The organism is Pseudomonas sp. B21-056, from assembly GCF_026016325.1.
Lineage (GTDB): Bacteria > Pseudomonadota > Gammaproteobacteria > Pseudomonadales > Pseudomonadaceae > Aquipseudomonas.
In genome coordinates this window covers 3,869,541-3,892,301 of record NZ_CP087203.1, presented here as the reverse complement: position 1 = coordinate 3,892,301, position 22,761 = coordinate 3,869,541, and the positions used below count along the sequence as shown (strand labels likewise).

The window sequence follows — 22,761 nt, the reverse complement described above, 5'->3', positions numbered from 1 at the left end:
TACTGAATATTCGGGTTTCCATATATTCGTCCTTCGCTTACCCAGACCTTTTTCCGTCATGCCCAATCCCCACAATCCCGTCGATGTCTTCAAGGCCCTGGCCGACGACACCCGAACCCGCATTGCGCTGTTGGTGGCCCGTGAGGGGGAGTTGTGTGTCTGTGAGCTCACCGCCGCGCTGGACCTGAGCCAGCCGAAAATCTCCCGGCACCTGGCGCAGTTGCGGCATGCCGACCTGCTCAGTGATCGGCGGCAGGGGCAGTGGGTCTACTACCGTCTGCACCCACAATTGCCTGCCTGGATCAGCACGTTGCTGGAGCAGGCGTTGGCGGCCAATGCGGTCTGGCTGGCGGCGGACGTGGCGCGTCTGGGCGCGATGACTGATCGTCCGGTGGCGCGTTGCTGCTGATGTCTTTTCAATCCCTCCTGCAAGGCTGTAGTGCATGCTCGTCGCGTCATTGATTTTCCTCCTGACCATTACCCTGGTGATCTGGCAACCCAAAGGGCTCGGCGTCGGCTGGAGCGCGACGTTTGGCGCGCTGTTGGCATTGCTGAGTGGGGTGGTGCAGATCAGCGACATCCCGCTGGTGTGGCAGATCATCTGGAACGCCACCGGCACCTTCGTTGCGCTGATCATCATCAGCCTGTTGCTGGACGAGGCGGGTTTCTTCGCCTGGGCGGCACTGCACGTGGCCCGGTGGGGGCGGGGCAGTGGGCGCAAGCTGTTTGCGTACATGGTGCTGCTCGGCGCCCTGGTGTCGGCGTTGTTCGCCAATGACGGCGCGGCGCTGATCCTCACGCCTATCGTGATTTCCATGCTGCTGGCCCTGCGCTTTTCCCCGGCGGCGACCCTGGCCTTCGTGATGGGGGCCGGTTTCATTGCCGACACCGCGAGCCTGCCGCTGGTGGTGTCCAATCTGGTGAATATCGTCTCGGCGGACTTCTTCGGCATCGGCTTCAACCGCTACGCGGCGGTGATGGTGCCGGTGAACCTGGTGGCGGTGGCCGCCAGCCTGGCGATCCTGCTGTGGTACTTTCGCCGCGACATTCCCCGTGATTACGACCCGCATCAACTGGACGATCCGGCGAGCGCCATCCACGACACTGCTACGTTCTACGCCGGTTGGGCGGTGCTGGTGATTCTGTTGCTGGGGTGCTTTGCCCTGGAGCCCCTGGGCATTCCCATCAGCGCCATTTCGGCGGTCTGCGCCGCGTTGCTGCTGGCCGTTGCGGCGCGCGGTCACAAGATTTCCACGCGCAAGGTCATGAAAGAAGCGCCATGGCAGATCGTGATCTTTTCCCTGGGTATGTACCTGGTGGTCTATGGCTTGCGTAATGCGGGATTGACCGACTACCTGGCCCGCTGGCTCGACGCGTTCGCCGGTTATGGCGTGTGGGGTGCGGCCATGGGCACCGGGGTGTTGACGGCGTTGCTCTCGTCGGTCATGAACAACCTGCCGACGGTGCTGGTCGGCGCGTTGTCCATCGATGCCAGCCAGGCCACCGGGGCGGTGAAGGAAGCGATGGTCTATGCGAACGTGATCGGCAGCGACCTGGGGCCGAAGATCACGCCGATCGGCAGTCTGGCAACGCTTTTGTGGCTGCACGTGCTGGCGCGCAAGGATATCCGGATTGGCTGGGGGTATTACTTCAAGGTCGGGGTGGTGCTGACGGTGCCGGTGTTGCTGGTGACGTTGGCGGCGCTGGCTTTGCGCTTGTCTTTCTAGACCGTAGTGGCGCTATCGCGAGCAGGCTCGCTCCCACAGGGGATCCATGACAAACACAAAATGTGTGTTCACTGAAGATCCATTGTGGGAGCGAGCCTGCTCGCGATGGAGCCCGCCGAGGCGCTGCAAAGCTCAACCATTGCCCGGCACATCCGGCCACGGATCCGCCACCAGAAACAGCCGCTCGGCTTCTTCCCACTCACCCCCGGCGTTTTCACTCAGGCGCACCATCAATTGCGCCGGGGCCATCGGATCCAGTGCCAGTCGCCAGGCATCCAGTTGCCCGGTGGTCCAGGTCTGCTCCGCCGGATAGTGGGCCGGGGCCAACCAGGCGGCGCGGGGCAGGGGTTGCCAGCGGCCTGGCGGGCGCTGGGCGATGAACGCCGGCCAATCCCGCTGGCGCAACCAACTGCCGCGCAGGTGTCTGGGGTGCGCGCCGCTTGGCGGTTCGGCCTGTCCGGGCCAGGGATAGAGCAAGTAGCCCCCCAGCCAGAGCTCGGAGCGAAACAGCTCGAGGCCAGAGGGTTCAATGCCCAGTGCCGCCAAGGCGTCACGGCTTTCCGGGCGCGCCGAGATCGGCAGTTGATGGTCCCGCAGATGGGTCAGTTTGCGGTCGAGGCGGTCATGACAGCCCGGACCCAGCCATTGCGCGGTGTCCCGGCCATCGCCCTGTTGCGGCCCGAGGTACAGCTTGATTGCCAGTTCCAGATGATGAATGCCGTCCTTGTCGCGCAGCAGCAGGTCGAGTTCCCCCAGGGTATGGCCTTCGCGCCGGATCGGCAGGTTTGCGGCGATCAGTTCGATACCCGGCGCGTGCTGCACAGCAAATTGCCACAACCGTTCGTAATAGAGGCCCAGGCGCTGGGTCCGGCCCTGGGACAGCCAGTGCAGCAGCGGGTAGCTGTCGCGGTCCAGTTGCTGCAGCCAATGTTCCAGCCGGTGCGGGTGTTGCACCCAGTCGCTGCCGGTCAGGGGGTGGCGTTGGGGCCAGGGCGTGTCGATGAGCATCGGCGGGGCGAATATCACCCACGCAAGATCGCGCACCTCGGGATGGCGCAAGCGGCGGGGCAGGTCCAGCAGTTCGGGAAACAGGATCATTTTGCGAGCATAGCCTGTAGGGAAGGCTTAAAGAATTTTGTCTATGGGCCGCTTTCGCCCATAATCGGGTTTTTCGCCCGTCGCAGACCCTCGCAGGAGCCCCATGGAGCAATTTCGCAATATCGGCATCATCGGTCGCCTGGGCAGTTCACAGGTGCTGGACACCGTTCGCCGCCTCAAACGTTTCCTCCTGGAGCGGCATCTGCATGTGATCCTCGAAGATACCATCGCCGAAGTGCTGCCGGGCCACGGCCTGCAAACCTCGTCGCGCAAGATGCTCGGCGAAGTCTGTGACATGGTGATCGTGGTCGGCGGCGACGGCAGCCTGCTGGGCGCCGCACGGGCCCTGGCGCGGCACAACATCCCGGTGCTGGGGATCAACCGTGGCAGCCTCGGCTTCCTGACCGATATCCGCCCCGACGAGCTGGAAACCAAGGTGGCCGAGGTACTCGACGGCCACTACCTGGTGGAAAACCGCTTTCTGCTGCAAGCCGAGGTCCGCCGTCACGCCGAGGCCATCGGCCAGGGCGACGCCCTCAACGACGTGGTGCTGCACCCCGGCAAATCCACGCGCATGATCGAATTCGAGTTGTACATCGACGGCCAGTTCGTCTGCAGCCAGAAGGCCGACGGCCTGATCGTCGCCACGCCCACCGGTTCCACCGCCTATGCGCTCTCCGCCGGTGGCCCGATCATGCACCCCAAGCTCGACGCTATTGTGATTGTGCCCATGTACCCCCATACCTTGTCTGGGCGACCCATCGTGGTCGATGGCAACAGTGAGCTGAAAATCGTCGTGTCCAAGGATATGCAGATCTACCCGCAAGTGTCCTGCGACGGCCAGAACCATTTCACCTGCGCGCCGGGCGACACCATCACCGTCAGCAAGAAGGCGCAGAAGCTGCGCCTGATCCATCCGCTGGATCACAATTATTACGAAGTCTGCCGGACCAAGCTCGGCTGGGGCAGTCGATTGGGGGGCAGAGGCGACTGATGCTCGATCCTGCGCGCAGTTACGATCTGATCGGTGACGTGCACGGATGCGCCCTGACCCTGGAACACCTGCTGGACCGACTCGGTTACCACAAGCAGGGTGGGGTCTGGCGACATCCGTCGCGCATGGCCGTGTTCCTGGGCGATATCATCGACCGTGGGCCGCGGATCCGCGAGGCATTGCATATCGTCCACGACATGGTCGTGGCCGGCCAGGCGTTGTGCATCATGGGCAACCACGAGTTCAACGCCCTGGGCTGGAGCACGCCGGCACCGCCGGGCAGTGGCCAGCGCCATGTGCGTGAGCACACCCCGCGCCATGCCCGCCTGCTCAATGAAACCCTGACCCAGTTCGAGCAGCATCCCGGCGAATGGCACGATTTCCTGCAGTGGTTCTACGAACTGCCGCTGTTTGTCGACGCCGGCCGCTTCCGGGTCGTGCACGCCTGCTGGGATGCCGGCCTGATCGAACCGCTGCGCGGCCTGTTCCCGGACGGTCGGATCAACGAACCGTTTCTCCAGGCCTCGGCGCAGGCGGGCAGTTTCGCCTGCACGGTGTTCGACCGTCTGCTGCGCGGCACCGACATGCGCCTGCCCCACGGCCTGACCCTGACCGGTGGCGACGGCCTGACCCGTTCGTTCTTCCGCACCAAGTTCTGGGAAGACGATCCGAAAACCTACGGCGACATCGTCTTCCAGCCCGATGCCTTGCCCGAGCCGGTGGCCCGCACGCCGCTGTCCCCGGATGAAAAGAACAACCTGCTGCGCTACGGCGTCGATGAGCCCCTGCTGTTCGTCGGCCACTACTGGCGCAGCGGCAAACCCGCGCCGATCCGCTCGAACCTGGCCTGCCTGGACTACAGCGCGGTGCTCTACGGCAAACTGGCCGCCTACCGCCTGGACCAGGAAACCCAGCTGGATCCGCACAAGTTCGTCTGGGTCGATGTGGAGCGGCCGGAGGTGGTGAAATGAGCCCGCACTTGTGGGAGCCGAGCTTGCTCGCGATAGCGGCGGATCAGTCGACAACGATTGCCGCGAATGTTTTCTTGAGGATCTGCCATGGATGATTCGACGTTCGACCAACTGGAAGCCGCGCTTCTCGCTGCTCCTGGAAACGTTGCACTGCTGACGATGCTGGTGAAAGCCAGCATCGAGCGCAATGAATACGAGCGCGGACTTGAACTGTTGCCAACCGATCTCGAGCGCATGAGCGACGCCAGGGCCCTCAAGCTGGCAGCGGCCGAATTGTGTATCGCGGCAGGGCAGGCACAACGGGCTCTTCAGTTGATTGAGGGAGACGAGCCCGCCGCTCGGATGCTCAGGGCGAGGGCGCTCGCAGCCCTGGAGCAGCTCAAGGAGGCCCGGGTTGAGTACCGCGCCGCGGTCGATGCCAATCCGGCACTCGAAGACATGGCGCTGTGGCGCCGGTTGAATGTCTCCGTCACTGACTTTTCCGCCGCACAGGGGCGTCCGCGCCTGCGGGTGATTTCCAACGACGACACCGACCAGAGCGAGGTCAAGCGTCTGCTGGTGCCGGAAAAGGAAGTCCTGACCTTCGACGATATCGGCGGCCTGGACGAACTGAAGAAAACCATTCACAAAAAGATCATCCTGCCTTACCAGAAGCCGGGCCTGTTTCAGCGTTTTCGCAAACGGGTCGGCGGTGGCGTGTTGCTCTATGGACCTCCGGGATGCGGTAAGACCATGCTGGCACGCGCCACGGCGGGTGAGTGCAAGGCGACGTTTTTCAACGTAGCTATCTCCGATGTGCTTGATATGTATATCGGCGAATCCGAGCGCAAACTGCACGCATTGTTCGAACAGGCACGTGCCCAGGCGCCGGCGGTGATGTTTTTCGACGAAGTCGAGGCGTTGGGCGGCAAGCGTTCCAACACGCGGGACTCGACCTCTTCGAAGCTGGTCAGCCAGTTCCTGTCTGAGATGGACGGTTTCACCCAGGATAACCATGGTGTATTGATTCTTGCCGCAACCAACGTGCCTTGGTCGGTGGATTCGGCATTCAGGCGCCCGGGGCGGTTTGACCGGGTGCTGTTCGTGCCCCCGCCTGACCGACCTGCTCGGGAAAACATGCTCAGGTTGATGATGCAAGGCCGCCCGGTGGCCGAGGACATCGACTTTGCGTTCCTGGCGAAAAATACCTCGGGCTTTTCCGGCGCGGACCTCGGTGAACTGGTGGAGACCGCGGCTGACGAAGCGATCGAAGAGTCCATTGGCAGCGCCGCCGAGCAACCCATCTGCGACCGGCATTTCAAACAGGCGCTGAAAGAGGTGCGGGCGACGACCCTGGAATGGCTGACCACGGCGCGCAACTATGCACGCTACGCCAACGAAGGCAATCAGTACGACGAGGTGCTGGCGTTCCTCGACAAACACGGGAAGGGCCGCTGATGGCGCAGTACGGTGGGTATCGCATCGAAGACGAACCGCGTCCCGGCAGTCTTGCCAAATGGGCGGTGGCGCCGTTCTGGCCGTTGCTGGGGTTGATGCTCGGCGGTGCCTGGCTGGGCCTGCCATGGTTTGTCTTCAATTCCATTGCGGTAGGCAGCCCGACCCGCGTGCGGGAATGGTTGCTGGCCGCCGCCGGCCTGGTCGGCAGCCTGGTGATCGGCTGGGTGCTGATGCAATGGGTGGGCGCCGGTTATATCCAGAGTCAGGCGCAGATCCAATACGCCTTGCTGATCCTGGTGGTGTGGAAGCTTGCCATCGGCTATCTGCTGTTCATGCAGCAGAACGCAACGATTGAGATCTATCAATATTATGGCGGCGTGCTGAACCGCTTCGGTTTGCCGGTGGTCCTGGTTGGCGCGTTCGTGCTCAAGGGCATGGTCGTCAAGTGGGTGCCTGCCACGCTTTGGTATCTGGTGATGAGTTGATGAATAACGATTATCTGCTGCAACTGGCTTACCAGCGCCTGCAAGCCGATCAGCATGACGGCGCCATCGACACGTTACGCCAACTGCTTGCCAACGATCCGGATTCAGCCGAGGCCCATGCCTTGTTGGCCATCTGCCTGATGAACATGCGTCGGGTGTACGCGGCCAAACGCGAGGTGCAACTGGCGCTGACGCTCGATGCGCAACTGCCGTTGGCCCACTACGCAGCCACCCAGGTCGCCATTGCGTTGCGCAAATTCAAGCTGGCTCAGGAACACCTGACGCAGTTGCTGGATATGGAGCCGATCAACCCGCTGAACTACCGCACGCTGGCCGAGTTGTATCAATTGACCGGCCGCCTGGCACAAAGCCGCGAGCCGCTGGAAAAAGCGCTGGAGCTGGCCCCTGACGATGCAGCGAACCTGGTGGCCATGGCCCGGTTTCATCGCGCCAGCGGTGATCGGGAGCAGGCGTACCGGTTTGCCCGGCAGGCCTTGCAGGCCGATCCGGGAAATACCGCGGCAGTGGTGGTGCTCGGGCATCTACTGCTGCGTGAAGGCGACGTCGAGGGCGCTCGGGAGCATGCCATCTGGGCTTTGCAGGAAAATGCCAATGACCGCGCCGCGCTGCATTTGCTCACCGCCGTCAAGGCCCGCAGCAGTCTGTGGCTGGGAGCATGGTGGCGATACAACAGTTGGATGAGCGAGCGCAGTGCCAGTCGTGCCACCGTGGTGCTGCTGCTCATGTTCGTGGTCTATCGCGTGGTAGTCATCACCCTGACGGCCCAAGGCTATGGGCAAGTGGCCCAGGCCATTGATTGGTTATGGCTGGGTTTTGCCGCGTATACCTTTGCCGCGCCGCAGATGTTCCGGCGTTCCCTGGAGAAAGAGCTGGCGCAGGTCAAGCTGTCCAGGGAATTCTAAATAATTGGAGGTTGTTCAAATATGTCGTCTTTTGCCCAAATGATCGAAAACATCACCCCCGACATCTACCAGAGCCTGAAGCTGGCCGTGGAAATCGGTAAATGGGCCGATGGCAACAAGCTCACCGCCGAGCAGCGCGAGCTGTCCTTGCAGGCGATGATCGCCTGGGAGATCCAGAACCTGCCTGAAGAAGAGCGCACCGGCTACATGGGCCCGCAGGAGTGCCAGTCGAAATCGATCGAAGTGCCGAACATCCTGTTCAAGTCGGATGCAATCCATTGATCGAGATCGGCCGCGGTGCAATCAGCAAGATGTCGGCGCGCCTGGACGGGGCGACCGTTCAATATGCCTTCCGCCTGGGCGATGTCGAGGTGCCGGTCAACCCGTTGATCGGCAGCACGGTGCGCCTGGAGTTCCTTGGCGCAATCCATTGCAGCCACTGTGGACGCCGGACCAAGACCAGCTTCAGCCAGGGCTATTGCTACCCCTGCATGACCAAGCTGGCGCAATGCGATATCTGCATCATGAGCCCCGAACGCTGCCATTTCGAGGCAGGCACCTGCCGTGAGCCGGCCTGGGGCGAGCAGTTCTGCATGACCGACCATGTGGTGTACCTGGCGAACTCCTCAGGCGTGAAGGTCGGGATCACCCGCGCCACGCAACTGCCGACCCGCTGGCTGGACCAGGGTGCCAGCCAGGCGCTGCCGATCCTGCGGGTTGCTACCCGCCAGCAGTCGGGATTCGTCGAAGACCTGTTCCGCAGCCAGGTGGCGGACAAGACCAATTGGCGCGCCTTGCTCAAGGGCGATGCGGTTGCGGTGGACCTGCCGAAGATCCGCGATTCGCTGTTCGAAAGCTGCGCCGAGGGATTACAGGGGTTGCAGGAACGATTCGGCCTGCAGGCGATCCAGACCATAGCGGACGTCGAACCCCTCGAGATCCGCTACCCGGTTGAGCAGTACCCGGCCAAGATCGTCAGCTTCAACCTGGACAAGGACCCGGTTGCCGAAGGCACGCTGCTGGGGATCAAGGGCCAGTACCTGATTTTCGACACCGGCGTGATCAACATTCGTAAATACACGGCTTACCAGCTCGCCGTGCATCAGTAGAAGGATTCGACCCATGCGCACCGAACAACCGAAGATGATCTACCTGAAGGACTATCAGGCGCCCGAGTACCTGATCGACGAGACGCACCTGACCTTCGAGTTGTTCGAGGACCACAGCCTGGTCCATGCGCAACTGGTGATGCGTCGCAACCCCGAGCGCGGTGCCGGGCTGCCGCCGCTGGTACTCGACGGGCAGCACCTGGAGCTGGTCTCGATCAAGCTCGACGACGCCGACCTGGCCTCGGGCGACTACCAGTTGGACGACAGCCACCTGACCCTGCAACCCAAGACCCAGGCGTTCACGGTCGACACCACGGTGCGGATCCACCCGGAAACCAACACGGCCCTGGAGGGCCTGTACAAATCCGGCGGCATGTTCTGCACCCAGTGCGAGGCCGAAGGTTTCCGCAAGATCACCTACTACCTCGACCGTCCGGACGTCATGAGCAAGTTCACCACCACCGTGGTGGCCGAGCAGCACAGCTATCCGGTGCTGCTGTCCAACGGCAACCCGATTGCCAGCGGCCCCGGCGAAGACGGCCGGCACTGGGTGACCTGGGAAGATCCGTTCAAGAAACCCGCCTACCTGTTCGCCTTGGTGGCCGGTGACCTGTGGTGCGTCGAAGACACCTTCACCACCATGACCGAGCGCAGCGTGGCGCTGCGCATCTACGTCGAGCCGGAAAACATCGACAAATGCCAGCACGCCATGACCAGCCTGAAGAAGTCGATGCGCTGGGACGAGGAGGTGTACGGCCGTGAATACGACCTGGACATCTTCATGATTGTCGCGGTCAACGACTTCAACATGGGCGCCATGGAGAACAAGGGCCTCAATATCTTCAACTCCAGCGCCGTGCTGGCCCGCGCCGAGACCGCCACCGACGCCGCGCACCAGCGGGTCGAGGCCATCGTTGCCCACGAATATTTCCATAACTGGTCGGGCAACCGCGTGACCTGCCGCGACTGGTTCCAGCTGTCGCTCAAGGAAGGCTTCACGGTGTTCCGCGACGCCGGGTTCTCGGCCGACATGAACTCCGCCACCGTCAAGCGTATCCAGGATGTGGCCTACCTGCGTACCCACCAGTTCGCCGAAGATGCCGGCCCCATGGCTCACGCGGTGCGCCCGGACAGCTTCATCGAGATTTCCAACTTCTACACCCTGACCGTGTATGAAAAGGGCTCGGAAGTGGTCGGCATGATCCACACGCTGCTGGGGCCTGAGGGCTTCCGCAAGGGCAGCGATCTGTATTTCCAGCGCCATGACGGCCAGGCCGTGACCTGCGACGATTTCGTCAAGGCCATGGAAGATGCCAACGGCGTCGACCTGACCCAGTTCAAGCGCTGGTACAGCCAGGCCGGTACGCCACGGCTGGCGGTGAGCGAGTCCTACGATGCGACCGCCAGGACCTACAGCCTGACCTTCCGCCAGAGCTGCCCGCCGACCCCGGACAAGGCGGAAAAACTGCCCTTCGTGATTCCCGTTGAGCTGGGCCTGCTGGACAGCAAGGGCGCCGAGATACCCCTGCGCCTGAGCGGTGAAGCAGCGGCCAACGGTACGTCCCGGGTGATTTCGGTGACCGAGGCCGAGCAGACCTTCACCTTCGTCGACATCGCTGAAAAGCCATTGCCTTCGCTGCTGCGCGGTTTCTCGGCGCCGGTGAAGCTGAGCTTCCCGTACGACCGTAACCAACTGATGTTCCTGATGCAGCACGACAGCGACGGCTTCAACCGTTGGGATGCCGGTCAGCAGCTGTCGGTGCAGGTGTTGCAGGAACTGATCGCCCAGCATCAGCAGGGCACGAGCCTGGTGCTCGACCCGCGTCTGATTACTGCCTTGCGCACGGTGCTGTCGGACGAATCCCTGGATCAGGCCATGGTCGCGGAAATGCTCTCGCTGCCAAGCGAAGCCTATCTGACGGAAATCAGCGAAGTGGCCGACGTCGAGGCGATCCATGCCGCCCGTGAGTTCGCCCGCCAGCAACTGGCCGACAACCTGTTCGAAGCCCTGTGGCTGCGCTACGAGGCCAACCGCGACTTGTCGAAGCGCACGCCGTATGTGGCCGAAGCCGAGCATTTTGCCCGCCGAGCCTTGCAGAACATTGCGCTGTCGTACCTGATGCTGACCGACAAGCCCGAGGTGTTGAGCGCGACCCTGGAGCAGTTCGACAGCGCCGACAACATGACCGAACGCCTGACTGCGCTGGCGGTGCTGGTCAATTCGCCGTTCGAAACCGAGAAGGCCCACGCCCTGGAAGTGTTCGCGGAGAACTTCAAGGGCAACCCGCTGGTCATGGACCAGTGGTTCAGCGTCCAGGCTGGCAGCCCGTTGCCGGGTGGCCTGGCGCGGGTCAAGGCGTTGATGGAGCACCCGGCGTTCAACATCAAGAACCCGAACAAGGTGCGGGCGCTGATCGGTGCATTTGCCGGGCAGAACCTGATCAACTTCCACGCCGCCGACGGTTCGGGCTACCGTTTCCTGGCGGACCTGGTCATCCAGCTCAACGGTTTCAACCCGCAGATCGCCTCGCGGCAACTGGCGCCGCTGACCCGCTGGCGCAAGTACGACAGCGCCCGCCAGGCGCTGATGAAAGCCGAACTGGAACGCATCCTGGCGTCCGGCGGGCTGTCCAGTGATGTGTTCGAAGTGGTGAGCAAGAGCCTGGCTTGACTCGATTGATCGTTCCCATGCAGGAACACTGATCGTTCCCACGCTCCGCGTGGGAACGCATCTGGTGACGCTCTGCGTCACGCCCCAAAGCGGACGCGGAGCGTCCATGGCTGCATTCCCACGCGGAGCGTGGGAACGATCGATAACCGGAGCGCATCCTGGCGTCCGGCGGGCTGTCCAGTGATGTGTTCGAGGTGGTGAGCAAGAGCCTGGCTTGACTCGATTGATCGTTCCCATGCAGGAACACTGATCGTTCCCACGCTCCGCGTGGGAACGCATCTGGTGACGCTCTGCGTCACGCCCCAAAGCGGACGCGGAGCGTCCATGGCTGCATTCCCACGCGGAGCGGGGGAACGATCGATAACTGGAACGCATCCTGGCGTCCGGCGGGCTGTCCAGTGATGTGTTCGAGGTGGTGAGCAAGAGCCTGGCTTGATTCGATTGATCGTTCCCATGCAGGAACACTGATCGTTCCCACGCTCCGCGTGGGAACGCATCTGGTGACGCTCTGCGTCACGCCCCAACGCGGACGCGGAGCGTCCATGGCTGCATTCCCACGCGGAGCGTGGGAACGATCGATACCGACCCTCGTCTGAAATACAGCCATCACCCCACCGAATACCCCGCCATTCACCCCCCGCGCCAACCCCCCCTGGTTAACAAAAGATAACGCGGCGTCGATTGTCAGGCCTTCCGAAAGCCCGATAGGATAGGTCAGCTTCCGAAGTGGCTCTAGATTGCAGGTTTGCGCCCCGATCGAGTTGCTTACGGCGCCCTGAAAGGTCGAATGGCCTAACAATAATAATGGGGAAAAGGTCTATGAACGAGCCTGTCATGGCCGTGGGTCGCGCCCGCAAGCCGATGCTGCGCCGAGTCGCGTTGCTGGCCTCGGCGTTCTCGCTGCTGGGCTCTGTCGTGCTGTCGGCACCAGCGCTGGCCGTTGCGGCCACCACCACCGATGTCATCTATTCGGTCGAATCGGCCAAGGCCAGCAAGACTCTGATGCTCGATGTGGTCCACGCCGGTCAGCGCCTGGTGGCGGTCGGTGATCGTGGGCACATTGTCTATTCGGATGATCAGGGCAGTTCCTGGACCCAGGCCAAGGTGCCGACCCGCCAACTGCTCACCGCCGTATTCTTCGTCGATGACAAGCACGGCTGGGCCGTGGGGCATGATGCGCAGATCCTCGCCAGCGAAGACGGGGGCAGCACCTGGACCCGGCAGTTCGAAGACCTTACCCGTGAAGCGCCGCTGCTGGACGTATGGTTCAAGGACGCCAGCAATGGCTTCGCCGTAGGCGCCTACGGTGCGTTGCTTGAAACCACCGATGGCGGCAAACACTGGGAAAACGCCAGCGACCGCCTCGACAACGAAGATCAATTCCACCTCAACGCCATCGCCGCAGTGAAAGACGCCGGGCTGTTCATCGTCGGCGAGGCCGGCAGCATGTTCCGTTCCACCGACTGGGGCCAGACCTGGGAAAAGCTCGAAGGCCCGTACGAAGGCTCGTTGTTTGGCGTCATCGGCACCGCCGAGCCGTCGACGCTGCTGGCCTACGGCTTGCGCGGCAACCTCTACCGTTCCACCGATTTCGGCGGCTCCTGGGAGCAGGTCGAACTCAAGGCTGGCCGGGGCGCCCTGGAGTTCGGCTTGTCCGGGGCGACCTTGCTGGCGGACGGCTCCATCGTGATCGTCGGCAACGGCGGCAGTGTGCTGCGCAGCACCGACGACGGCGTGACCTTCAGTGTCTTCAACCGCCCGGACCGGATTTCCGTGGCAGCCGTCACGGCGGCGGGCAACGGCAACCTGGTCCTGGCCGGACAGGGGGGCGTGCGCATCACCACGGCCAACGGCGCTGAACTGAACAAATGAGCCGCGCATATGAGTCGGGCACAATAACAAGAAGGCGGACCCCATGAGCAGTCATCACCAAGACAAGGCGACGTTCCTCGAGCGCCTGATTTTCAACAACCGCCCGGCAGTGATCGTCATTTGCCTGCTGGTCAGCATTTTCCTGTTCTGGCAGGCCACGCTGATCCGTCCGTCCACCAGTTTCGAAAAAATGATCCCCCTCGAGCATCCGTTCATCGAGAAGATGCTCGAACATCGCAACGACCTGGCGAACCTGGGCAACACGGTGCGGATTTCCGTGGAAGCCACCAACGGCGACATCTTCTCCAAGGACTACATGGAGACCCTGCGCCAGATCCATGACGAGGTCTTCTACATTTCCGGTGTCGACCGTTCCGGCCTCAAGTCGCTGTGGAGCCCGAGCGTGCGCTGGACCGAAGTGACGGAAGAGGGCTTTGCCGGCGGCGAGGTGATTCCCCAGAGTTACAACGGCTCGGCCGACAGCCTCGACCTGCTGCGCAACAACGTGCTCAAGTCCGGCCAGGTCGGGCGCCTGGTGGCCAACGATTTCAAATCGAGTATCATCGACATCCCGCTGCTGGAGTCTTACCCGGACCCGCAGGACCAGGGCAAGTTGCTGAAGCTGGACTACCAGAAGTTCTCCCACGAGCTCGAAGACAAGATCCGTCACAAGTTCGAAGCCCAGAACCCCAATGTGCAGATCCACATCGTCGGTTTCGCCAAGAAGGTCGGTGACCTGATCGATGGCTTGATCATGGTGGTGCTGTTCTTCGGCGTGGCCTTCGTCATCACCTTGATCCTACTGTACTGGTTCACCCACTGCATGCGCAGCACCATCGCGGTGTTGAGCACCACGCTGGTGGCGGTGGTCTGGCAGTTGGGGCTGATGCACGCGGCCGGGTTCGGGCTGGATCCGTATTCGATGCTGGTGCCGTTCCTGATCTTCGCCATCGGCATTTCCCACGGGGTGCAGAAAATCAACGGCATCGCCTTGCAGTCCAGCGAGGCGGACAACGCCCTGACGGCGGCGCGACGCACGTTCCGGCAATTGTTCCTGCCGGGGATGATCGCAATCCTGGCGGATGCGGTCGGCTTCATTACCTTGCTGATCATCGACATCGGCGTGATCCGCGAGCTGGCCATCGGTGCGTCCATCGGCGTGGCGGTGATCGTGTTCACCAACCTGATCCTGCTGCCGGTGGCCATTTCCTACGTCGGCATCAGCAAGCGCGCCGTCGAGCGCAGCAAGAAGGACGCAACCCGCGAGCATCCGTTCTGGCGGGCGCTGTCGAACTTCGCCAGCGCCAAGGTCGCGCCGGTGTCCATTGCCCTGGCGGTGCTCGCCTTCGGTGGGGGCCTGTGGTACAGCCAGAACCTGAAGATCGGCGACCTGGACCAGGGCGCACCGGAACTGCGTCCGGACTCGCGCTACAACCAGGACAACAATTTCATCATCAGTAATTACTCCACCAGTTCCGACGTACTGGTAGTGATGGTCAAGACCAAGGCCGAAGGGTGTTCGCGCTATGAAGCCATGGCCCCCATCGATGAGCTGATGTGGAAGATGCAGAACACCGAGGGCGTGCAGTCGGCGATCTCCCTGGTGACCGTGTCCAAGCAGATGATCAAGGGCATGAACGAGGGCAACCTGAAATGGGAAACCCTGTCGCGCAACCCGGATGTGTTGAACAACTCCATTGCCCGGGCCGATGGCCTGTACAACAACAGTTGCTCCCTGGCACCGGTGCTGGTGTTCCTCAATGACCACAAGGCCGAGACCCTGGACCGTGTGGTGAAAGCAGTGCAGGTGTTTGCCAAGGAAAACAATCGCGATGGCCTGGAGTTCATCCTCGCCGCCGGTAACGCCGGCATCGAGGCGGCCACCAACGAAGTGATCAAGGAATCGGAACTGACCATCCTGATCCTGGTGTACATCTGCGTGGCGACCATGTGCATGATCACCTTCCGTTCCTGGGCGGCGACCTTGTGCATCGTGTTGCCGCTGGTGCTGACCTCGGTGCTGGGCAACGCCCTGATGGCCTTCATGGGCATCGGCGTGAAAGTCGCGACCCTGCCGGTGGTGGCGTTGGGCGTGGGGATTGGCGTGGACTATGGCATCTACATCTACAGCCGTCTGGAAAGCTTCCTGCGGGCCGGGTTGCCATTGCAGGAAGCGTATTACCAGACGCTGAAGTCCACCGGTAAAGCCGTACTGTTCACCGGCCTGTGCCTGGCGATCGGTGTGTGCACCTGGATCTTCTCGGCCATCAAGTTCCAGGCCGATATGGGCCTGATGCTGACCTTCATGCTGCTGTGGAACATGTTCGGTGCGTTGTGGCTGTTGCCGGCATTGGCACGGTTCCTGATCAAGCCCGAGAAGCTGGCGGGGCAGCGGGGTAATTCGTTGTTTGCTCACTGACCGGATCAAGGCCAGCACAGAGCCCCTGTGGCGAGGGGATTTAGCGAAACGTCGCACCGCCCCGCTGGACTGCGCAGCAGTCCCAAAAACCTGACACACCAGTGTGTCAGGTTGATTGAGGTGACAGAGTTGGGGTCGCTTCGCGACCCAGCGGGGATAAATCCCCTCGCCACAAGTGCGGTATCTCAAGGCTGCACTTTCATCGCAATCAAGGCGCCAACGGCAAGAACCTGCTCTGCGCCAGCGACTTGCTGATCTGCCCCCGGTGCACGTTCACCACCGCATAAGGGCTGGTGGCCTTGGCCAGCAGTGAGTGGTAGTGCTCCTTGCGTTGTTCCTTGGTCTTGAGGTGCGCGACGCTGAAGTTTTCTTTCGGCGTGTCGGCCGCTTCGTAATGAAAATGCGCATACCAGATCGCAAAGCCGTCACGGTCGTTGATGGCGTATTCCTGGAGGAAGTCCTTGCGGGCGCCTTGCAGGGCCGTGCGATCGCCGAGCCGGGCCACCTGTATCAGGTTTTTCTCGAACAGGAACCGCAGGTTGCCGTCGGTGGGTGGCAGTTTCAGGCTCAGTTCGATACGCACGTCACTGCCCTTGGCGGTCAGGTTGGCGGCAGCGTCTGACAACTGCCGACCCAGTGCCTCGTTTGCCGGGGTGCGTGAGGCTGGCGATGCGGTGAGCGCCCGGTCGAGTTCTTCGGAAAGCGTGCGGAAGTGGCTAGCCTCATTGTTGAGGATTTCCTCGATTTCCTGAGGATGACGGCAGTGGGTCTTGTAGCTTTCAGCGCGGCTCATGCGCTTGTCCAGTTCGTCGAGCAGTTCTCGCCCATGGGCCCGGATCGCCTTGATCGATCGCGTCTGGGGCGCCGGGGTCGGACGGCGTACGTCGACCACATCCCAGACATCCTCGTGGCGCGAATAGGTGGCGAGTACTTGGTTGTTGCCTCCGGAGCGCATTTCGACGACTTCGATTGGCAGGCTCGTGCCGGCGGGTTTCAGGTCGCCGATCAAGACGCCATTGTGGCGGGTTCTGATCAACTTTTTCTGCGGCAGCCCGGCGCCGGTCCTGGGGCGTTTCGGCGTACGCTTGCGCGGTTTTGGCTCGGGTTTGATTTCAGCGGCGAGTTTGCTGGAGACCTCCTGGTAAAGACCCTCGACCAGTTTGACCAGCCTGTCGAAATAGGATTCGTTGATGTCGTCCAGGTAAAGGGCCTTTGTCCCCTTCAACGTATCCAGGGTCTTGCCGTAATGCTCGGTCAGGCTGGTCAGTACCTCGAGTTTTTCCGCCGGGGAGACGTCGTATGTTTGCAGGTCCCAATGGGAGCGCATGTGCTCCATCAATGGCATGAGAATGCGAAGCAGGCGGTTGGGCAGGGCGGATTGCCGGTTTTTCACCGACAGTACGGGGAGTGTTGAGAGCTGCATGGTTTTGCTGCCGATGGCGTTTCTCTCATCCGAGGGACGGTTCCTGGTCAGACGTTCGAACGCCCGTACGCCCGATTCATCGAGGTTCGATAGCCGCTCAAGGTAATCGTCCTTGAGTTCCAGCCAGTGGATCGCCTGGTCATTGATGTCACTCTTGATGTCGAGGAACTTCCAATAGGCGTCGGCGTCGCGGGCGGCAATTTCCCTGATGTCGGCATGCTCTCCAAACTGGGGATGTGCTCGCTGGATGGCCACGCGCTCCCTTTCGACGATCAGGAACGCCTTGCGGGCGTTGTTGATCACGTTTTCCATGAGCACATGCATGTAGCCGGACGGGAAAGCGATGCCCAGGCTGGTACGTTCGGCCGCGCTGTTCGCCAGCGTCAGGTACATCTCGGTCTGCTCCTTGAGCAGGTCATAGAAAATCTTGCGTTTCGCTGCCCGTTGGGCTTCGGTGTAGTTGCTGCCTTCTTCGGTCCGGGTCATGACTTGCTGGGCCACGTCCAGGGCTTTTTGCCGATCGGCATCTTGCGCCTCCAACCGGTTGGATTCGTCGGTCAACTGCTTGGCCCGCTCCAGGTTGACACGCCGCTGTGCCTCCACCCGCTTGGGTGGAGCTCCGCCGAGCAGACGCAGGCGCAAATCCAGGTGCCAGTGTCCGTTTGTATCGACTCGCAGCGGCGGACCGTTCTTGTCGGGGTCAAGTGGATCGAGCGGGTCGACGATGGTTGCACCGCCGCCGGCTTCAGGCGTGACCCGATAGAAGGCATCTTCAACCTTGGCATGCCATTTACTGTCGATCACGTACAGGCCCTTGTAGGGGCCGTTCTCAATCGGTGTGGGCGGGGAAGTGGGACGCGCTACCTGCAAGCGCAACAGCCGCTCCTGGAGCGCCGGCGTCAGGCGACCACTGGCCCTGGCGAAACCGAGGTCCAGGCGCCCGCTGCCGGTATCGGTGTGGGCGTCAGGCAAGGTGACGGTGCCCTCCACGAGGGTGGGCGCCTGCGGTGCAGGCCACTGCTCGGCGATGGCGCGCGGAGCGGGGGGACGCATGGTTTGTTCCTTTATCGATTCGGGCACGGTCGCGCGAGCCGCCGGCCCATGACCGGAGGGCAGCTGGCTCACCAGCAGGGCCAGGTTGACGAGGAAATCGACGGCGGCAAGCTCCCGGGCCACCGGGTCCTCACCGGTCAGCGCCGGAATGTCTTGTTGGGCGCTGGCCATCAGGTTCCAGAGCCAGACAGTAGTCATGGCCGGGCCGCGTAGCAAAGGAAACAGCAAGGTGTTGAACAGCAGGCCGCCGCCTTCGAGCAACACCGCCCAGCGGCTCTCGCTATTGGACACCGAATCCCGGTCGGCCTGGATGACCAGGGCTTGGGCGTTGCAGCCGTAGAGGTACTGCATCAGCTCGCCCTCCTGCAACGATTGCAGCAGCTCGCCGCGGGTATCGTCGATGGCGAGGGTGGCTGGGGCGGGTTTGTCGGGGACACTGAATTCGTCACCGGTGAAGAACCGCACGATGTGGGGTTCCAGGAATCCGCCGTTGGCGTAGATCGGACGTGCGGAGTCAGACAACCAGGTCAGGATGCTGTCCTGCAGGCTTGCGGTGGCGGCGATGGCCTGCAACAGCGCTTCGCGTGTGGGGAACTCTTGCAGCGAGGGCGCGTAGAGCGGTCGATACAACAGATGCGGGCCGATGGCGGTGTCCTGGGCTTCGATGACGAACATGTTGGTGACGATATCGGGCTGGGCCTGGGGCTTGCGCAGCAAACCCAGGTGGCGAATCACCACCGGGCGACCCTCGACTTGCTGGCTCGCCGCGTCGGGTTGCAGGACGGCTTCCAGCAGGCGCAGGCCTTGGCGCGTCATGCCGTTCTCGTGGTTCAGCATCTGCTTCAAGGCCTCGAGCATCAGTTGTGCCGGGAGCTGCTCGGCAAAGATCCGTTGCCGGTTCTGAGCCTGGGGCGACTCGCCGAGTAAGTGCTGTTGCAGATAGCGAGGATAGGTCGCACCAATATCCACCTGTTCGATCAACCCGGTTATAAAACCCGGCGTCAGCCAGGCCGGCAGCGTCTGGCCCAGGTGATGGCTGAGGCTGAAGGTGCCGCTGGGGCGAGCGACGAGATTGTGGATGGCCAGTTCGGTCAGGCTCATCTGCCGCTTCTCGGTAAGGCCGATGGTCCCGGGATAGCCCGCCGAAACGCTGAACGTCAGCAGCACATCGTCGGGCTGGTAGCGGCTCGATGGCAGCTTGTCCGGATTGCTGTCGTTGGCCTGCCGCAGACGGGTGAGCAGGGCGTCGGCGGTAAAGGCCTTGATGTCGTCGATGCCGCTGAAAAAGGTCTGGCCCTGGTGGCGTTTCTTGGCGCTGGCCAGGACCAGGCTGTAGTGCTGGAATGTCGTCTGGTCGACGACGGAGGCGTTTTTCAGCCATTGGGGCAACTGCGGCCCAAGGCGGGCCGAGGTGTCGGGCGAGGGGAGGGGCGTCTCCAGCAGCAAGCGCGCCGGGTCGCTCAAGTCGGTGTAGAGGCGCTTCAGGTCCGGCAGGTCGATCCGGGCCGGCAGTTGCACAGCCTCCAGGTCGGCCAATTGCTGCTCCAGCAACATGGCCGCCTGGCGCTCGAAGACGTTATCGCTGATCTCGTAGCGCTGGCAGGTAATGGTGTCGACGGTGTACTGGTCGGCAATCAACTCGCCCCAATGCTGATTGAAGGCCTCCAGGGAGGCAAAGGACTGCACGGCGCCGCCGGGGCTGCACAGCAGGAACTCGCTGGTGCCGTTCGTGACGCGGACCAGCAGGATATCGCTGCCGACCAACACGGTGCGGGTGCTGCCCTGGGTGAGCCGGGTTTCCAGGTTGTAGGCGTATACCGGTGCCTGTCGGTTGAGACACAAGCGTAGCGCCCGGTCCGGCCAGCGGACGATCTGGTCCAGGGCCGCCCGCGCCGTATCCGTGAGGCCGGGCTGTTGCAGCCCACGAATGCTCAGTGTGTTTCTGAGTACATCGCTGAGCCAGCGCCAGCGGCTGCCCGTAGCGGTTTGTTCGCCGCTGCCGATGGCGTCGTTCCAGTAACGGACCTGCGCATTCTCCAGCCCGATCGGTACGGTCCAGGCCAGTTCAAGTAGCGATTTCCTGATGATCTGCATGTCCAGTCGCTGCTCGCCTGCCCAAACGCGACTTGGCGGGTTGTCGGAGAGAAAACAGTCGAGCTTTCCCCGTGGGCTGAAGTCTGGTGGCGTGCCGGTGGCCAGGTACTCGAGGACCACGGACATCAAAGGCTGGAAGTGCCAGCCGCGTGCGTCTGCATCCGGCGTCGCCAATTGGGTCTTGGAGAGGTCGATCTCAAGCCAGGGATCTCTTTTCTTGAGAGCCTGCTCGAGCAGGTCTTGGGCAACCTGTTCCAGGGTCGGGCGACTGGCGAATTGCAGGCTGACGCGTTGGGCCAAAGCGGGGATCGAGTCGGTGGTGGAGGAGGTGGTCATGAGAAGTCCTTTTCACAAACATGACCGTCGGGATGACGGCGTGAAAAGTATCGACTGCTCTGTCTGGTGCGGGTGGTACATAGATACCACCGCGACTGGGAAGAAGTGTGCCGGGTTTGGCGGCCGGCGGGGGATCAGCTGGGGTCGTTGCCCAATACCACATTCAACGCGCTGCGGGCATCATCCAGTTGTACCAGCGTGGCATGGCGGGCGCCGAGGGCGTCGCGATTCTCGATGGCGGTGAGGATCGCCTTGTGCCGTGGCATCGCCAGTTCATGCAGGTTGGGCCGCTGGTTGGAATGCTTGAGCGCTTCGGCGATGGCCACCGACAGCATGTTGCACAGGTTGGCGAGCAGGTCGTTGTGGGTGGCGTCGGCGATCCGGCTGTGGAAATCCAGGTCCGGTTGCAGCAGCGCTTCGGGCGTCGGTGCCGCGTCCATGCGTTCGTAGGCTTCGCGGATGGAGGCGATGTCATCGTCGGTGGCGAACTGTGCGGCCAGGGCGGCGGCGGCCGGTTCGATGATACTGCGCACGCTGGTCAGCAAACCGAAGAACTCGTTCTGCGGGCTGCTCTGCATCAGCCAGTGCAACACATCCGGATCCAGCATGTGCCATTCCCGACGGGCCTTGACCACCGTGCCCACTCGCGGCCGCGAATACACCAGGCCCTTGGCGACCAGCACCCGCGTGGCTTCACGCAGTACCGGACGGCTCACGGCGTACTCTTCGCACAACAAGGCCTCGGCGGGCAGTTTGTCGTCGGGCTTGAAGCGTCCGGAGACGATTTGCATGCCCAGCTCCTGGACAATGCGCGCGTGCATGCTTTTGCGGTCGGAAGGTTTGCGGTAATCCATGGGCGGCGGCGCGATCTTGTGGAGGAGGTGCTGCGCATGATAGCAGGCGCGGGGAGGGCGGGTCGCTAGTGCGATTTCAAGTAGATGCAGACCCATGTGGGAGATTCTATGGTGCATGACTAGCCTTCAAATGCCTTTCTGGCAGGTATTCGCTCTGATTCTGCAGCAGAGCGAATACTACGCGGGCAAGCTTGCGCGACAGCGCCACCATGGCCTGAGTTGTACTTAGTCCCCGTGCCAGCAACGCCTCATAGAACCCCTTCCATCGCTCCGTGCGCCTTGCCGACATCGCTGCGTTGTGCAGCAGTCGGCGAGCTTCTGGATCACCTCGTTTGGTCAAGCAGCGGCGACCCTGTTTTCGCCCTGATTGCGATATGCGCAGGTCCAGCCCCAGAAAAGCGATGAAGGCATCGGCATTTTTGAAATCCCCCCGCTGAAACGAGGTGAGCAACCGGGCGCCGGTCAACAGGCCAATGCCTTCAACTTTCATGCAGCGCTTGAGCTGACCCAGCAAGCCTGCGTCCTTCAGCTCATCCTGGATCTTTTTTTCGACCAGGGTTTCCAGCCGTTGCATCGCGCCTATCTGGCGTTTGAACGCGGCTTTGAGTAACGGCTCGTTCGCCCAGCTTTGGCTCAGGCTGACACGGGCCTGGACCACAGCCGCACGGCGTCGGAAAAGGCTTACGAGCCGGCGATACAAGGGCGATGGCGGGTTCCAGGGATGCAGTTCCTGGCCTTCGTTCTTCAGGTAACGGGCCAACAGGCGAGCATCCAGTGCATCGGTTTTGGCGCGCACGTTCACGCCTTTGCGGTAGTGACTGAGCTCATAGCCACCGACCATGTAGATCACGCAGCCGGCCTTGTGAGCCAGATCGGCGAACTCCAGGTGATAGATATTGGTGGCTTCGATGGCAATATCCACCTGCATGGACAAGGCCTTGAGCCACTTCTTAATCGCAGTTTTGTTATTGGGGACTATCTCAAGCTGATCGGTTTCGGCGTGATACATCACCAACTCATCCTTGGCGACATCCACACCCACAATCGGCTTGACGAGGGGAATCGGCATTGCCATTGAAAACTCTCCGGGCTAAGGTTTGAACACTTGAAGGGTTCACCCAGAGGCGCAGGCTTGTTCCTATCGTCGGTCTAGGCCAGATGCATTCTTTATCGGCGCTTGGGTGTGAAAGGAGGAGGGGTAAAATCTCCCACGGTCTGTACTGCGGCTAACAGTCAGAAGCGAACCTTGTCCCTCCTCCTCCCTTCAAGTCCTACCATACAAGCGAGCCTGCTCG

At 62.1% G+C, this 22,761-nt stretch carries 16 protein-coding genes and 1 pseudogene; 13 read left to right on the top strand and 4 right to left on the bottom strand.

Annotated features, from left to right (window positions below):
• The first annotated feature begins 58 nt into the window (after positions 1 to 58).
• The gene (locus LOY67_RS16250; protein WP_265063465.1) at positions 59 to 409 is read left to right on the top strand and encodes a metalloregulator ArsR/SmtB family transcription factor; all 351 of its coding nucleotides are present in this window, start codon (positions 59 to 61) and stop codon (positions 407 to 409) included.
• 34 nt (positions 410 to 443) lie between these two features.
• The gene (locus LOY67_RS16245; RefSeq protein WP_265063464.1) at positions 444 to 1,727 is read left to right on the top strand and encodes an arsenic transporter; all 1,284 of its coding nucleotides are present in this window, start codon (positions 444 to 446) and stop codon (positions 1,725 to 1,727) included.
• 132 nt (positions 1,728 to 1,859) lie between these two features.
• Here LOY67_RS16245 and LOY67_RS16240 read toward each other — a convergent pair whose 3' ends face one another.
• Positions 1,860 to 2,825, bottom strand: a complete 966-nt coding sequence (locus LOY67_RS16240; protein ID WP_265063463.1) for a DUF1853 family protein — start codon at positions 2,823 to 2,825, stop codon at positions 1,860 to 1,862.
• A 103-nt stretch (positions 2,826 to 2,928) separates the two neighbouring features.
• On the opposite strand from LOY67_RS16240, the gene LOY67_RS16235 reads away from it, so the two are divergent.
• The 11 genes and pseudogenes from LOY67_RS16235 (at position 2,929) to LOY67_RS16190 (ending at position 15,706) form a co-directional block, all read left to right on the top strand.
• Positions 2,929 to 3,819, top strand: coding sequence for an NAD(+) kinase (locus LOY67_RS16235; RefSeq protein ID WP_024776985.1), 891 nt, complete (start codon positions 2,929 to 2,931; stop codon positions 3,817 to 3,819).
• The gene (locus LOY67_RS16230) at positions 3,816 to 4,790 is read left to right on the top strand and encodes a metallophosphoesterase (RefSeq protein ID WP_265067778.1); all 975 of its coding nucleotides are present in this window, start codon (positions 3,816 to 3,818) and stop codon (positions 4,788 to 4,790) included. The genes LOY67_RS16235 and LOY67_RS16230 overlap by 4 nt, the downstream gene beginning before the upstream one ends.
• Before the next feature lie 87 nt (positions 4,791 to 4,877).
• Positions 4,878 to 6,227: an AAA family ATPase gene (locus LOY67_RS16225; RefSeq protein WP_265063462.1), complete on the top strand. Its 1,350-nt coding sequence runs from the start codon at positions 4,878 to 4,880 to the stop codon at positions 6,225 to 6,227.
• Positions 6,227 to 6,712 (top strand): hypothetical protein, encoded by a 486-nt coding sequence (locus tag LOY67_RS16220; protein WP_265063461.1) that lies wholly within the window; start codon positions 6,227 to 6,229, stop codon positions 6,710 to 6,712. Before LOY67_RS16225 ends, LOY67_RS16220 begins: the two co-directional genes overlap by 1 nt.
• Positions 6,712 to 7,635: a tetratricopeptide repeat protein gene (locus LOY67_RS16215; RefSeq protein WP_265063460.1), complete on the top strand. Its 924-nt coding sequence runs from the start codon at positions 6,712 to 6,714 to the stop codon at positions 7,633 to 7,635. Before LOY67_RS16220 ends, LOY67_RS16215 begins: the two co-directional genes overlap by 1 nt.
• 21 nt (positions 7,636 to 7,656) lie before the next feature.
• Positions 7,657 to 7,917 carry a YeaC family protein gene (locus LOY67_RS16210; RefSeq protein ID WP_265063459.1) on the top strand — a complete coding sequence of 87 codons (261 nt, stop codon included), beginning with the start codon at positions 7,657 to 7,659 and terminating at the stop codon, positions 7,915 to 7,917.
• Positions 7,914 to 8,744: a DUF2797 domain-containing protein gene (locus tag LOY67_RS16205; RefSeq protein WP_265063458.1), complete on the top strand. Its 831-nt coding sequence runs from the start codon at positions 7,914 to 7,916 to the stop codon at positions 8,742 to 8,744. Before LOY67_RS16210 ends, LOY67_RS16205 begins: the two co-directional genes overlap by 4 nt.
• Before the next feature lie 13 nt (positions 8,745 to 8,757).
• Complete coding sequence (gene pepN / locus LOY67_RS16200) at positions 8,758 to 11,415, top strand: aminopeptidase N (protein WP_265063457.1); 2,658 nt, start codon at positions 8,758 to 8,760, stop codon at positions 11,413 to 11,415.
• A gap of 364 nt (positions 11,416 to 11,779) precedes the next feature.
• A pseudogene (locus tag LOY67_RS28590) lies at positions 11,780 to 11,851 on the top strand (hypothetical protein); the annotation flags it as partial.
• 383 nt (positions 11,852 to 12,234) lie between these two features.
• Complete coding sequence (locus LOY67_RS16195) at positions 12,235 to 13,287, top strand: WD40/YVTN/BNR-like repeat-containing protein (protein WP_265063456.1); 1,053 nt, start codon at positions 12,235 to 12,237, stop codon at positions 13,285 to 13,287.
• Between the two features lie 43 nt (positions 13,288 to 13,330).
• Positions 13,331 to 15,706: an efflux RND transporter permease subunit gene (locus LOY67_RS16190; protein ID WP_265063455.1), complete on the top strand. Its 2,376-nt coding sequence runs from the start codon at positions 13,331 to 13,333 to the stop codon at positions 15,704 to 15,706.
• A 208-nt stretch (positions 15,707 to 15,914) separates the two neighbouring features.
• Here LOY67_RS16190 and LOY67_RS16185 read toward each other — a convergent pair whose 3' ends face one another.
• The 3 genes from LOY67_RS16185 to LOY67_RS16175 all read right to left on the bottom strand — a co-directional run bounded on the left by LOY67_RS16185 (position 15,915) and on the right by LOY67_RS16175 (position 22,541).
• Positions 15,915 to 20,612, bottom strand: a complete 4,698-nt coding sequence (locus LOY67_RS16185) for a dermonecrotic toxin domain-containing protein (protein ID WP_265063454.1) — start codon at positions 20,610 to 20,612, stop codon at positions 15,915 to 15,917.
• Between the two features lie 134 nt (positions 20,613 to 20,746).
• Complete coding sequence (locus LOY67_RS16180; RefSeq protein ID WP_265063453.1) at positions 20,747 to 21,466, bottom strand: FadR/GntR family transcriptional regulator; 720 nt, start codon at positions 21,464 to 21,466, stop codon at positions 20,747 to 20,749.
• Positions 21,467 to 21,572: 106 nt separating this feature from the next.
• Positions 21,573 to 22,541 (bottom strand): IS110 family transposase, encoded by a 969-nt coding sequence (locus LOY67_RS16175; RefSeq protein ID WP_265063452.1) that lies wholly within the window; start codon positions 22,539 to 22,541, stop codon positions 21,573 to 21,575.
• Positions 22,542 to 22,761 lie beyond the last annotated feature (220 nt).